11 protein-coding genes are annotated in these 14,406 nt (G+C 42.1%); 6 read left to right on the top strand and 5 right to left on the bottom strand.

Annotated elements, in window-relative coordinates; genetic code table 11:
• Nucleotides 1–6: 6 nt before the first annotated feature.
• The 3 genes from rimO to NMK93_RS00210 all read left to right on the top strand — a co-directional run bounded on the left by rimO (nucleotide 7) and on the right by NMK93_RS00210 (nucleotide 3,629).
• On the top strand, nucleotides 7–1,341 hold the full coding sequence (rimO, locus tag NMK93_RS00200; protein ID WP_254526731.1) for a 30S ribosomal protein S12 methylthiotransferase RimO: 1,335 nt from the start codon (nucleotides 7–9) through the stop codon (nucleotides 1,339–1,341).
• A gap of 94 nt (nucleotides 1,342–1,435) precedes the next feature.
• Nucleotides 1,436–3,025 carry a bacillithiol biosynthesis cysteine-adding enzyme BshC gene (gene bshC / locus NMK93_RS00205; protein WP_254526730.1) on the top strand — a complete coding sequence of 530 codons (1,590 nt, stop codon included), beginning with the start codon at nucleotides 1,436–1,438 and terminating at the stop codon, nucleotides 3,023–3,025.
• Between the two features lie 7 nt (nucleotides 3,026–3,032).
• Nucleotides 3,033–3,629, top strand: a complete 597-nt coding sequence (locus NMK93_RS00210) for a Crp/Fnr family transcriptional regulator (RefSeq protein WP_254534378.1) — start codon at nucleotides 3,033–3,035, stop codon at nucleotides 3,627–3,629.
• 9 nt (nucleotides 3,630–3,638) lie between these two features.
• On the opposite strand, the gene ctlX is transcribed toward NMK93_RS00210, so the two are convergent.
• Nucleotides 3,639–4,550: a citrulline utilization hydrolase CtlX gene (ctlX, locus tag NMK93_RS00215; RefSeq protein ID WP_254526728.1), complete on the bottom strand. Its 912-nt coding sequence runs from the start codon at nucleotides 4,548–4,550 to the stop codon at nucleotides 3,639–3,641.
• 2 nt (nucleotides 4,551–4,552) lie between these two features.
• The gene (locus NMK93_RS00220) at nucleotides 4,553–5,467 is read right to left on the bottom strand and encodes a dimethylarginine dimethylaminohydrolase family protein (RefSeq protein ID WP_254526727.1); all 915 of its coding nucleotides are present in this window, start codon (nucleotides 5,465–5,467) and stop codon (nucleotides 4,553–4,555) included.
• Nucleotides 5,468–5,946: 479 nt separating this feature from the next.
• Here NMK93_RS00220 and gcvP point away from each other — a divergent pair, with 479 nt between their 5' ends.
• From gcvP to NMK93_RS00235, 3 genes are all read left to right on the top strand, one after another.
• Nucleotides 5,947–8,820 (top strand): aminomethyl-transferring glycine dehydrogenase, encoded by a 2,874-nt coding sequence (gene gcvP, locus NMK93_RS00225; RefSeq protein WP_254526726.1) that lies wholly within the window; start codon nucleotides 5,947–5,949, stop codon nucleotides 8,818–8,820.
• 155 nt (nucleotides 8,821–8,975) lie between these two features.
• Nucleotides 8,976–9,728 carry a DUF1080 domain-containing protein gene (locus NMK93_RS00230; protein WP_185218574.1) on the top strand — a complete coding sequence of 251 codons (753 nt, stop codon included), beginning with the start codon at nucleotides 8,976–8,978 and terminating at the stop codon, nucleotides 9,726–9,728.
• A gap of 21 nt (nucleotides 9,729–9,749) precedes the next feature.
• Nucleotides 9,750–10,571: an N-acetylmuramoyl-L-alanine amidase gene (locus NMK93_RS00235; protein WP_254526725.1), complete on the top strand. Its 822-nt coding sequence runs from the start codon at nucleotides 9,750–9,752 to the stop codon at nucleotides 10,569–10,571.
• Between the two features lie 136 nt (nucleotides 10,572–10,707).
• On the opposite strand, the gene NMK93_RS00240 is transcribed toward NMK93_RS00235, so the two are convergent.
• The 3 genes from NMK93_RS00240 to NMK93_RS00250 form a co-directional block, all read right to left on the bottom strand.
• Nucleotides 10,708–12,021: a nicotinamide mononucleotide adenylyltransferase gene (locus tag NMK93_RS00240; protein ID WP_185212798.1), complete on the bottom strand. Its 1,314-nt coding sequence runs from the start codon at nucleotides 12,019–12,021 to the stop codon at nucleotides 10,708–10,710.
• Nucleotides 12,022–12,092: 71 nt separating this feature from the next.
• Complete coding sequence (locus NMK93_RS00245; RefSeq protein ID WP_185212799.1) at nucleotides 12,093–12,635, bottom strand: NUDIX hydrolase; 543 nt, start codon at nucleotides 12,633–12,635, stop codon at nucleotides 12,093–12,095.
• Nucleotides 12,635–14,374, bottom strand: coding sequence for a phospho-sugar mutase (locus NMK93_RS00250; protein WP_254526724.1), 1,740 nt, complete (start codon nucleotides 14,372–14,374; stop codon nucleotides 12,635–12,637). The genes NMK93_RS00245 and NMK93_RS00250 overlap by 1 nt, the downstream gene beginning before the upstream one ends.
• Nucleotides 14,375–14,406 lie beyond the last annotated feature (32 nt).

Genomic DNA, 14,406 nt, shown 5'->3' on the forward strand with positions numbered 1-14,406 from the left:
CGTAATATGAAAACGAAACAATCAAAAACAGCGCCTGTACAGGCTAAACCACGTGTGAACGTGGTGACCCTAGGTTGCTCTAAAAACATACATGATAGCGAGGTGTTGATGGGCCAATTAAAGGGCAATCAGATGGAAGTGGTCCACGAAGCTTCCAATATCCAAGCTAATGATATTGTGGTGATCAATACTTGTGGTTTTATTGATAATGCCAAACAAGAATCTATTGATACCATCCTTCAATTTTCCGAATTAAAAGACCAGGGAAAAGTAAACAAAGTTATTGTGACAGGTTGTTTATCAGAACGATACAAGCCTGAACTGCAAACGGAAATCCCTAATGTTGATGCATTCTTTGGAACGAATGATCTTCCAGATCTTCTTTCCAGTATTGGTGCAGACTATAGACATGAACTGCTTGGCGAGCGTTTATTGACGACCCCTTCCCATTTTTCTTATTTCAAGATTGCGGAAGGCTGTAATAGACCTTGTTCATTCTGCGCGATCCCATTGATGCGCGGAAAGCATGTGTCCAAATCTATCGATGATCTGGTTAAAGAGGCTAAGTTCTTGGCTTCCAATGGTACCAAAGAGCTGATCTTGATCGCTCAGGACCTGACCTATTATGGGCTGGATATTTATGGAAAGCGTAATCTTTCGGATCTTTTGCGTCATTTATCGGACGTGGAAGGGATTGATTGGATACGCTTGCAGTATGCTTATCCGTCGGGATTCCCAATGGATATTTTGGATGCCATGAACGAACGTTCCAATATCTGTAATTATCTGGATATGCCGTTGCAGCATATCTCGGACCGTATGTTAACCTCCATGCGCAGGGGAACTAGCAAACAAAAGCAGATCGACCTGGTCAATAAGATCCGTGATAAAGTTCCTGATATTGCGTTAAGAACGACATTGATCTGCGGTTACCCCGGTGAAACGGAAGAGGACTTCCAGGAAATGTTGGAATGGGTAGAAGACACAAGATTTGATCGTTTAGGATGTTTTACTTATTCGCATGAAGAAAAAACGCATGCGCATAGTCTAGAGGACGATGTGTCTGAGGAGGTAAAACAGGATCGTGTGGATCAGATCATGGAGGTTCAGCAAGGAATTTCCTATGAAATCAATCAAGAAAAAGTTGGAAATACCTATAAAGTGTTGGTGGATAGGGTAGATGGCGATTATTTTATAGGTAGGACTGAATATGACTCCCCTGAGGTTGACAACGAGGTTGTATTGGAGGCAAAATCCAATTATGCCCGTATTGGTGACTTTGTTCAGGTGAAGGTTGACCGTGCTGAAGACTTTGACTTGTACGGAAATATTGTCAAATAACTATAACATTTGTGGCAAGTAGTCGGGCTTATTTTAAATTTTTGTATTTTGTATACTAAATGCCTATACATTTGTAAAAGTTTAAAAGAGGTAGATGAAAGCCACATATATTGATTACAACGACACTAATAGTTTCTCCAAAACCTTAATTGCCTATCTAAACCATAATGAGCAGCTTGCTCCATTTTATGGGAACAAACCTGATATAGCAGGTTTTAAGGATCAAATTGGCAAAAAGAAAGGGTTTGCTCATCGGGAATTATTAACTAAAATATTAACTGATCAATATGGAGACCTGCTGTCTTCCTCTCCGGAAGTGGCGCAGAATATTATCCGCTTAAAGGAAGATAACACCTATACAGTTACTACTGGCCATCAATTAAACATATTCACGGGACCTTTATACTTTATTTTCAAGATCGTGACGGCCATCAAATTGGCCCAAGATCTAAAGAAGGAATTCCCTGATCATGAGTTTGTACCGGTGTATTGGATGGCGACAGAAGACCATGATTTCGAGGAGATCAACCATACCAAGGCTTTTGGCAAAAAGATCCTTTGGGATGTGGAATCGCTTTCAGCGACCGGTCGTTTGGACACATCCAGCATAGCTGATACCGTTAAACAATACTGCAATACCTTTGGACTTTCTGATAATGCAACGGAGCTGACCGAGCTTGTAGAAGAGGCCTATCTGAAAGGATCGAGCCTGGCTGATGCAACCAGAACCTTCGTGAATTCCTTGTTTAAGCAATATGGATTGATCATAATTGATGCGGACAGGAAAGAATTGAAGAAAATCTTTGCTCCGATCATGGAGGATGATATTCTGAAAGAAAAGAGCTATAAAGCTATTGAAAAGACTTCTGAGCAATTGAAGGAGAAGGGTTTTGCTACTCAGGTCCATTCTCGGGAGATCAACTTTTTCTATCTAACGGAGGAATACCGCGAAAGGATCGTGCGTACTGAAGATGGTAAGTTTGAGATCTTGCATCAAGGGGTCTATTTTACTGAAGAAGAGATCAAGAAGGAAATCCATGCACATCCGGAAAGATTCAGTCCGAATGTGGTTATGCGTCCAATGTATGAGGAATTAATCCTTCCGAACCTGGCTTATATTGGGGGAGGCGCGGAGATAGTTTACTGGTTACAGTTAAAAGCTAATTTTGATCAGTATAAAGTTCCTTTTCCTATTTTGATTCCGCGCAACTCGGCATTGATTACTGACGATCAGATGGCGGGAAAAATATTTAGGTTAGATTTCACTTTTAAGAGCATATTCAAGCCGTCGGAGACCTTGAAGAAGGATTATGTGAAACGTATTACCAAACATAGGTTGAATCTTCAAGATGAATGGATGGAATTCAATGCTATTTTTGGAAAGATCAAGCTGAGGGCACATAAGATTGATCCGAGTCTAGGGCCAAGCACCGATGCGGTCAAAGCCCGATTGAAAAAGGCTGTCAATAACTTAGAAAAGAAGCTGTTGAAGGCTGAGAAGCGGAATCATCAGGATGCCTTGATACAGATTGATCGGATCAAGGAAAAGCTCTTTCCTGGAGGGGCCCTGCAGGAAAGGACCGATAACTTTGCTGAGCTTTACCTGAAACATGGCAAGGAATTCATTCCTGACTTGGTAAAAAGTTTTAACCCACTAGACTTTAAATTCACTATACTATATTAATATGGAAATGGAAGAGTTATTGAAGAGTAATTTCTTTAAATACTATACAGAAAAAGCTTTCTTGACTGAGAATGATTTCGAACAGCTACTTCCTTTTTTTGAGTTTAGGGAACTTTCGCACAATCAGTATATTCTGAGGGCAGGCGAGGTTTGCAAACATTTTTTGTTTGTGGAGGAGGGATTACTGCAATTTTTATCCTTGGATGAGAAAGGCGTAGAACACATCCTTCAGTTTGCACCAGAGAATTGGTTGATGGGTGATCGGTCCAGTGTTTATTTTGATGAGCCTTCCTTGTATTATATCAAGGCTATTGAGCCTAGCAAGGTCGTTTTTTTGCATCCAAAGTTCTTTTCTGAAGCAGCAAAATTACGTCTTGAGTTCGCCATGTTTACAGAAAGGTCCCTGCAAAGAAGTGTTTACTATTTACAGCGCAGGATCAACTCCCTATTGGCGATGACTGCCAAAGAGCGCTATCTGGAGTTTATCGAACTTTACCCTAACCTCTTATTGCGCGTGCCACAATGGATGATTGCATCTTATTTGGGGATTACTCCGGAAAGTTTGAGTAGGGTAAGAAGAGAGATAGCAAAGGACAGTTTTTAATAGCTGAGGTTAAAAAACCTCAGCCATCATACATCTGGCGCTGCCGCCACCATATTTTTCAATACTAAACAAAGGAGCATGGGCAATCCTGCCGTGCTTCTCCAGGGCTTCAATCTGTTCTTCTTCAAAGGATTCGAATGCCTGCGAGCTCATGCAGATTACTGGATCTCCATCAATGTTCCTGACTTCCAAGATATTTCCTGCAAAATGGTTCATTTGATCTTCGGTGATCTCAATGATCTCCTTGCCTGATTTTTTTAAGGTAGAAACGACCAGCTCTCTTTCCTCAGGATTCCTGATTACCTCCAAACAGATTACGCTGAAGTTTGTACCTACCGACATCATCACATTGCTGTGGTAAATGGGCAGGTAAGCCTCGCCAACCTGTTGGGTGGAATGGAAAACCAATGGGGTATAGCCTTGATCTTTGCAGAAAATATGAAATAGTTCCTCATTCGCACGATCCGACAGGGAGCAATAGGCAATCTTGTTGACCCTATCCAAGATCATGGATCCCGTGCCTTCCAGGAACTTGTTCTGGTCTTCATAGGTGCTGTAGTCCTGGACCGTCTCGTAGTGTATTCCGGCCTGATCCAGCTTTCCTAAATAGTTCAATTGCCTTTCATTTCTCCTGTTTTCAGCGAACATGGGATAGATAATGCTCTTATTGACATGGAATGAGATCACATTATTGGGGAATATACTGTCCGGAGTATCTAATTTACCCGGATCTTGAACCACAAAAACCTTGATTCCGGCATTTTTAAGGACCTTGACAAAGTTGTCAAACTCGGTAACGGCCAGGTCGGAAAGCCTGTCATTCCGTTCATTTTTTGCTTGGAAGAAGTTATTGACAGCCGTTTCTTCGTTTCTTCGGAAGTAGAACGGTCTGACCATTAGGATTGTATTGGTGGTTTGCATGGTTATTTTCTGATTAAGGGTAGGGTAGAGCATCGTAGGAGCCCTTCTTGCTTGCCGATTTCGTGATAAGGGATTTCTTCCACAATGAAGTTTTGATTCCTTAGCCAATTGTTCAGCCTGGTAAATCTTTCCTCCGTAACAACGACTGTAGGCGAGATGGAAAACACATTCGAGTACATCTGGTACATTTCATCAGCTGTAATCTGGAATACATTTTCTTCCGAGAACAAGGACAGCAGAAAATGGAAATCTTTTTGGTTCCTGAAGCCTCCAGGGTATATGATTGCCTTGTTTTCTCCTACCGGTTGAAAGCAACAATCCAGGTGTAAAGCATTAGACCTGGGGTCCGTCATGGATTTAATCAGGTCAAAACCCATCACCGTTTTGTTGGGGAATTTTTCCTTTAGGAATTCAACTCCTTGCAGGTTTGTTCTTGCTGTATTGATATCAGAATAATCCGGACCAGTGTAGGTACCGATAAAAATATAATCTTTCCAGAGGATGACATCACCACCTTCCATGTGAATGTGGTCAGGTGCGGTGATAAGTTTGCCGGGATCGATCTGGTCGATGATGTACAAGATTGCTTCCCATTCTTCTGCTCTGTCGGGCAGGATATTGGATTTTACGAAATAATCGTCAATTACAAAACCTATATCTCTGGTAAAGATTTGATTAAGGTTGGGGATTGTTTCCGGACGATAGACTTCAACAGCATATTTTTTGAGAACTTGCTGGAACTGCTCAAGTTCATGAACCATGTCTGGTTCGGTGGGGTAAGTACCTGCGAGGATATGTTCCAGTGACTTGGGGTCATAAGCTTCTTCGGCTGTCGGGGTGGGGCCGTTATCATTGGCAATCCCCAGTATTACAGCTGACAAGCGATCGGATTCATTCCTCACGTTTAATTTAAGCATATAATTTATTAATTGATTTAGGCCTAAATTAGTAAAGATTCCCATCTTAAAAATACCTGCGAAAATTATTGTAAATATTTAACAGCAAGTGCTTTAATGGTGGAATTAAAGTATTAAAGCAGGGGTGTTCAATGCAGAAAATGGAATGTTTTTAAGGTTTGTTTGCAGTTTTTTTAATAGGTGTGTCACATTATCCCGAAAGTAGCATATCCTAATGCTGAAATGGTTTTAGGTCTTTCAAAGCAAAAGGGCTGAAAGACTGTTACATTGATAAAATATTGCCGCTATTGTTGTTTGGAATTTAAAGAAATGTGCAATCGATTGATGTGTTAATAAAAGTTTTTCGAGCAGGTCGACTCCTTAAAATTACCTATAAAAAGCGTATCTTTGCACATCTAAATTTTTACAGAGAAATCCTGTTGAAATATTTTGGATAACAGATAGTTAATCAGTCTCAAAAGTTACAATTAATACTTAAAATGAGTAACATATTTTACCAAGAAAAATTTGAGGATCGCCATAATGGTCCAAGTTCTGCGCAAGTAGAGGAAATGTTGAACGTGCTTTCAGTAGGTTCTTTGGATGAATTGATCGATCAGACCGTTCCTGCACAGATTCGTAAGAAACAAGCTTTGAACCTTCCTCCAGCACTTAGTGAGGTTGCGTATTTGGAAAAAATAGCTCAAATAGCTGAAAAGAACAAGGTATTCAAATCCTATATCGGTCAGGGATATAATGATGTGATCCTTCCGGGAGTTATTCAACGTAACGTTTTTGAAAATCCAGGATGGTATACTCAATATACGCCTTACCAAGCGGAAATCGCTCAGGGACGTTTGCAAGCCTTATTGAACTTCCAAACCATGGTTTCTGACCTTACTGGTTTAGAGATTGCAAATGCTTCGTTACTGGATGAGGCTACTGCTGCAGCTGAAGGTATGTTCATGTTGTACAGCACACGTAAAAACAAGGATGCAAATGTTTTCTTGGTGACTCCAAATGTGTATCCTCAAACCTTGGATGTATTGCAAACAAGGGCCGTTCCTTTCGGTGTTGAGATCAGGGTTGCAGATTTAACTGTAGAGAACCTAACGGACGATGTGTTTGCCACATACATCCAATATCCAGCAGCTGATGGTACGGTAAATGATTATAAAGAATTTTCTGCTTATGCCCACGATAAAGACATCACGGTATGCGTAGGTACAGACTTAATGTCATTGGCATTGTTGACTCCTCCGGGAGAATGGGGTGCGGATGTCGTTGTAGGTAACTCGCAACGTTTTGGTGTACCTATGGGATTCGGTGGACCTCATGCTGCTTTCTTCGCAACTAAGGACACTTATAAACGTAATATTCCAGGAAGAATCATCGGTGTTACTTCTGATTCCAATGGTGAATACGCTCTGCGTATGGCTCTTCAGACCCGTGAGCAACACATCCGTAGAGATAAAGCTTCTTCAAACATCTGTACAGCACAGGCGTTGTTGGCTATCATGGCTTCATTCTATGCAGTTTACCACGGTCCAAAAGGAATCAAAAATATCGCTTCCCGTATCAATGACTTGACGAAATTAGCTGATAAGGCTATCCAGGCATTGGGTTACGAACAAGTTAATGAATCATACTTTGATACCCTACGTTTTGACGTGGGCAAAGAAGTTGATGGCTTGAAGAGCGAAGCTTTGAACCATGAGCTAAACTTCTTCTACCAAGACGGTACAGTTGGTATCTCTATCGATGAGACCACTACTTTTGATGATATCCAAACCATCGTGAAAGTATTTGCTAAGGTAAAGGGCAAGCACATTACCGATGTTGACATGGATGGAATCGTTAAGGAATTAGGAACTTCTATTCCAGAACACTTGGAAAGATCTTCTGAGTACTTGACTCACCCAGTATTCAATAGCTATCACTCCGAGAGTGAAATGCTTCGTTATATCAAATCTTTGGAGGCAAAAGACCTTTCATTGTGCCATTCCATGATTCCTTTGGGATCATGTACCATGAAATTGAACGCAACGACAGAGATGGTTCCAGTTACTTGGGCTAGATTCGGTGGATTGCACCCATTTGCACCTGTTGACCAAACTTCAGGTTACATGCAATTGATCAATGAATTGAACGATTGGTTATGTGAAATCACAGGATTTGCCAAGATGTCTTTCCAACCAAACTCTGGTGCACAAGGTGAATACGCTGGATTAATGGTAATCCGTGCTTACCACCACAGCCGTGGAGATTTCGATAGAAACATCTGTTTGATCCCTGCATCTGCACATGGTACCAACCCTGCATCTGCTTCTATGGCAGGCTTGAAGGTCGTTGTCGTTAAATGTGACGATCGTGGTAATATCGATGTGGAAGATTTGAAAGCAAAAGCTACCGAACATGCAGCTCACTTGAACTCCTTGATGGTGACCTATCCGTCGACTCACGGAGTATTTGAAGAGCCAATTGTTGAAATCTGTAATATCATCCATGAGAATGGTGGTCAAGTATATATGGACGGTGCAAACATGAATGCTCAGGTAGGGTTGACTAGCCCAGGCTTCATCGGAGCAGACGTTTGTCACTTGAACTTACACAAGACTTTCTGTATTCCTCACGGTGGTGGAGGTCCAGGTATGGGTCCAATCGGTGTAGCAGAGCACTTAGTTCCTTTCTTGCCTAACCATGAGATCATTGAGATCTCTGGAGAAGAAGGGATTTCAGCTGTTTCAGCGGCTCCATTCGGTTCAGCTTCTATCTTGGTCATCTCGCATGCTTACATCGCTATGATGGGCGGAGAGGGCCTTACAAACGCTACCAAGACTGCCATCTTGAATGCCAACTATATCAAAGCTCGCCTAGAGCAACATTACCCAGTATTATATGCTGGTGCCAATGGTCGTTGTGCACACGAGATGATCTTGGATTGCCGTGGATTTAAGAACGTTGGAATCGAGGTTGCTGACATCGCTAAGCGTTTGATGGACTATGGTTTCCACGCTCCAACAGTATCCTTCCCAGTTGCTGGTACCTTGATGGTTGAGCCTACGGAATCAGAATCAAAAGCAGAATTAGATAGATTCTGTGATGCATTGATCGGTATCCGTGCCGAGATTGCTGCAGTTGAGAATGGAGAGGCAGATCAAAAAGACAACGTTTTGAAAAATGCACCACATACCGCTAGAGTGGTTACAGGTGATGAATGGGATAGACCATATTCTCGTCAGACTGCAGCTTATCCTATCGAATACTTAAGAGTAAACAAATTCTGGCCTTCAGTGGGTCGTGTGAATGATTCTCAAGGAGATAGAACATTAATCTGTTCATGCCCTCCGATGGAAGCATACGCAGAGATCTAAGAAGATCTGAAAATATAAAGAACCTGAAAAGCCTTTGCTCAAAACTGAGCAAAGGCTTTTCTATTTCTTGTAGAAAATCAGGTTAACCTCCTAAAACATGGCATTTCTGTTATGTTTTTACTATTTTAGGTTTTCAATTAAATCTGATTTTGAACATGAAAACCTACCTATCTCTATTATCGATTCTTGTATTATTCCTTTTAGGTACTCAATTTGCAGAAGCACAAAAGAAGCTGTTCCAATTTGGAGTGGAAAAGAGCTTTGACGAATCCATCTTAAACGCCAAAACCAAGGGCAAGGCTATCCAATGGATTGATGTCAATACCTCCGATACCACTTGGAAGGCGAAAGGAAACCTTCTTCAGAACAGCGGTAATCCGATAGGTGTAGTACGTTCGGAGAAGATGTATGAGAACTTTATCATGCATGTCGAGTGGAGACATCTGGAGAAAGGCGGCAACTCCGGGATTTTTGTATGGTGCGATGCCAAGGCAGATCCGAAAAGCAGGCTTCCGATGGGAATGGAAGTGCAGATGTTGGAGTTGGACTGGGTAAATATCAATGCAGTAGATGGCAAGCAACAGCCAATTGCCTATGTCCACGGTGAATTGTTCGGAGCCGGAGGGATGACCGCATCACCAGACAACCCAAGGGGCGAAAGGAGTAAGTCTTTAGAAAACAGGTGCCTCGGAGTAGGAGAGTGGAATAAATACACTGTTGTCTGTGTGGACGGGACAGTGAAATTAGCGGTTAATGGTAAATTCGTAAACAGTATCAGGCTTGCCTCCAAACGAAAAGGTTATCTTTGTTTAGAAGCTGAAGGGGCTAAAATGGAATTCAGGAACCTTCAGGTTATTGAATTGGAACCCGGAATGGATCGCCCAGAGTTTGTGGTTGATCCCTTGTAAGAGAATGTTTAACAAAAGGATATGATCAAGAAATACATTATTTATTTTTCGGTTGCTGCATTGGTAAGTTCTTGTGGCGGAGGGAAGTATGCCAGCACAGAAAAGATATATAAAAAGAAAGCCAAAGATTTCTCGGAGCTTTATAGGGAAGCCCCTGTAAAGGGACAGGTAGAAAAGATTGCGGCCAACAATAAGGAATGGATTGCTTCAACCAATTTTGGTGTCCGCAAGCCAAACTATGTGATGATCCATCACACCGCTCAAAAGGACCTGGACCAAACCGTCAGGACCTTCCATAATGAAAAAGTGGGCGTAAGTTCACACTATGTCATCGGTAGGGACGGAAAGATTGTTCAGATGGTCAACGACCTGTACCGTGCGCACCATGCAGGTTTGGGAAGATGGGGAAATGACACCGACTTGAACTCCTCTTCCATCGGTATTGAATTGGATAACAACGGTATCAGTGACCCATGGCCAGAAGTGCAGATCAACGCCTTGGTCCAATTGCTTTCCTACCTAAAGGAAACCTATAAAATTCCACAGGCAAACTTTATTGGACATATGGACTATGCCCCAACCAGAAAGAACGACCCTTCGAGGTTCCCATGGAAGGTATTGGCAGATAAAGGTTTTGGATATTGGTATGATGATGTCTTGGAAGATCCTCCAATGGGCTTTGATCCTAAGATTGCATTAAGGATCATTGGTTATGATGTGAAGAACCTAGATGCCGCTATCAAGGGATTTAAGCAGCACTATACCCAAATGGATGTCACAAGTGCCAACCTCACTGAACATGACCTCAAGATCCTTTATTCGATCTTTAAGAAATTTTTATAGGAGTATTTAGTACCTAGTATTTAGTATTTAGACTTAGGGAGTCCTACCTGTCTAAATACTAAATACTAGGTACTAAATACTCAAAAGAAAAGGACGATTTAGGTCTAAATACTAAATACTTACTACTAAATACTATTTAAACAGTCTTAACGAATTTCTCATCGTAGTTCTCGATATCAACAATGTATCTGTTGTTGATCAAGAAATCAAACAATGGTTTCGCTTCTGGAGAAACAGGAAGGTTTTTCGTCGTAACGATCTTCTCTGATTTTTTATCCAAATATGGGTAAGCATAAAGCTTAACGTTCTTGCTAAACATACCTGAGATATAGCTCAACAGCTCATTGGTATAGTTTTCCTTATTGTAATTATCCGAATTGAAGATGTTTTTCAAGTTGGAAACGTTGGTTGCAATACCAACATGTTTCGGCTTGAAGGTCTGAACGAATTCAGCCAGGTGGTTATTCCTTCTGAAGTTGGATACCAAGATATTGTTACCTGTAGAACATAGGTATTCAGCACGTTCAGCGAAGTAGATCAGATCCTCATCTGAAATCACGCTGTTTTCATCCAGCACATTCCCCATCAATACCTCAATCAGCACGACTGTATTCTCTGGAACCGCCTTTGTGTTCTTCAAGAACTCTTCTACGGCCAAGTTAAACAGGTCAAAGTTCGGATTGGACTTCTGACGATACTTCGTACGTAGGATAATGATGTTCTTTTTATAAAGATAATCCTTGATTTGGGCAGCCTTTCCATCTGGTTTGAAGATCGCTGCTTTCGAGAAACCTTTTGCGATCAGGTATAGGTTCAATAAGCGCTCATTTGCATTCGCGAAAAGAGGCCCTGAAACCTTAACCAGGTCAATTTCTACCGAGCCTACAGATAGATTGTCCACTAGGGACTCGATCATCGTCTGCGGGTTCTCTGCGTAATAATAGGCGGCAAAAACAAGGTTTACACCTAAAATACCAAGGACTTTGGTCTGCAATCTATTGTCACTGTCCAATAACCTGACGTGGATGATGATATCGTTGGTCGGTCCATCCACTTCATGTTGGAATCGGATTCCGATCCATCCATGGGGTTCATTGGTTTTCGTAAAATTCAATGTGGTTACTGTATCGGCAAAAGCAAAGAATTTTTTACTGCTGTATTTCTCACCCTGAAGGCGCTCTGTTAGGAGGCTATACTCATGGTCAAGCATTTTGGTCAGTCGGGTCCGGCTCACGTATCTTCCGGACTCTTCGATACCATAGATGGCATCGGAGAATGCCATATCGTATGCAGAGATGGTCTTTGCAATGGTTCCAGACGCTGCACCTGCTTCAAAGAAATTACGAGCGACTTCCTGTCCCGCGCCAATTTCTGCGAATGTACCATAAATATCAGCGTTAAGATTGATTTTAAGCGCTTTGCGCTTGGTTTCGTAAATTTCTCTTGCCATGCGGCAAAGGTACGAAAATAGCGTCAATAATTGTGTAAAGAGGTTGGTATAAAGAATAAAGTTAGGCGAGATTATAGCTCGCCTAACTTTTTCAATGTATAGAATAGGGCAGAGCTATGCAGCGCCTGTCCGATTTTATTGTCAAAAAGGAATTGTTTTGCCTCTTCCAGGTCCATCAATACCACTTCAATATCCTCCGAAGGGTCTAGGTCCTGTTCCTGCACTTTTCTTCCGCCGGTCAAGAGGTAGGTATAGGTTATATTTCCCGAAGTCGCTGGATTGGCAAATAGCTCACACACATAGCTGATATCATCAAAGGCATAACCCGTTTCTTCCAACAGCTCCCGTCTTGCCGCAATCTCAGGATCCTCGTTATCTTCAACCACGCCCGCTGGAAGCTCAACCATGATCCTGCCGGCACCATGACGGTACTGCTTGACGAAGATAACCTGATTGTCTTCCGTCAGAGCAACCATATTTACCCATGTAGGGTATTCCAGTACGTAGTATTCCTCTTTTATGTTGCCATTGGGCATCTCTAGCTTATCGACGCGTAGAGTGGCCCAAGGGCGTTGAATAATGTATTTCGAATCAATCGTTTTCCACTTCTCCATTAATCTTTCACTATATCAGCCATCATCAATCTCACTTTATCATCCAAACGGTTTGAAATCTGACCAAACTCAGAGGTAAACTCCAGATTCTCCCTTACCGAACAATAGAATTTAATCTTTGGCTCCGTTCCAGAAGGTCTGGCAGAAATTACATCGCCATCTTTGGTGATAAACTGAAGCACATCGGATTTAGGAAGGTCAATTTTAGACTTCTTACCTGTTGCCATATCCGTCGCTTCTGAAGTTTCGTAATCCCTAACCTCAACCACCTCGATATCGCCCAACGTTTTTGGAAGGTCAGCACGTAGATCAGCCATCATCTGTTTGATCTCATCAGCTCCAGCCTTGCCTTTTTTAGTTAGGGAAATCAGTTTCTCTTTGTAATAGCCATAGTCCAAATAAAGCTTCAACAAGACATCGTACAGAGATTTACCCTGACTTTTGAAATAGGCAGCCATCTCCGAGATAAAGGCACATGAGTTGACTGCATCCTTATCACGCACTAAATCGCCAACCAAGAAACCGTAGCTCTCTTCACCGCCCACTAGATAGGTTTCCTTGCCTTCCAGTTTCGTCATGACCTCTCCGATAAACTTGAAGCCTGTTAAGGTCTCATAGCTTTTCACATCAAATGATTTCGCGATATCCGAGAATAGGTTCGAAGTAACGATGGTTTTTACGATATATTGGTTTGCCTTTAGCTGACCAAGGTCCTTCTTCGAAGAAAGCACATAATAGGTCAACAAGCTACCGATTTGGTTACCATTGATCAATTGGAATTCGCCTGATGGCAATTTGATCGCCACACCCACGCGGTCCGCATCAGGGTCTGTTGCCATAACCACATCAGCATCGATTTCCTGACCCATGGCCATTGCTTTAGACATAGCTTCTTCCTCCTCAGGGTTTGGGTAAACCACCGTAGGGAAGTTACCGTCTGGCTTAGCTTGGTCCTCAACAACCTGAACGTTCTTGAATCCCCATGCTTCCAACATCTTTGGAACGATGGTGATACCTGTTCCGTGGATTGGTGAATAAACGATCTTCAGGTCGCTCTGCTCCTTAACGGCTTCAGGATGTATGCTCAATTTCTTGTTCGCATCTATATAGAGTTGGTCAAAGTCTTCTCCCACCAAGTGGATATTCTTCTTAACTCCCTCAAATTTGATCTCTTTCACAGAAGAGATCGCATTCACCTCAGTGATTACATTTTTATCATGTGGAGCAACCAACTGTCCACCATCATTCCAATATGCCTTATATCCATTGTATTCCTTTGGATTGTGCGATGCGGTCAACATCACCCCGCCTTGACATTTGAAATGGCGTACAGCAAAGGAAAGCATCGGTGTAGGTCTCAATTCCTTGAACAGATAGACCTGAAATCCATTAGCTGAAAAAACATCAGCAACCAGCTGACCAAATTCTTGCGAATTGTTTCGGCTATCATAGGATACCGCAACCTTGATTTCCTGATCTGGGAATTGCTTGATCAGGTAATTCGCCAAGCCCTGGGTCGCTTTTCCGATCGTGTATTTGTTCATCCTATTGGATCCCACGCCCATTATGCCGCGAAGACCACCCGTACCGAATTCCAGTTCCTTATAGAACGAATCCAATAATTCTGTCTCTTCCTTGTTGTCGACCAATGCCTTTACTTTGGAAACGGTGTCCTTATCGTATTCATCCGTTTGCCATTGATTGATTCTTCCTTGTGTTTCTTTATCTAGAGTACCCATGTGGTTACATTTTTTAAGGTAAATATATTAGT

This window comes from Sphingobacterium sp. LZ7M1 (genome assembly GCF_024296865.1).
Classification (GTDB): domain Bacteria; phylum Bacteroidota; class Bacteroidia; order Sphingobacteriales; family Sphingobacteriaceae; genus Sphingobacterium.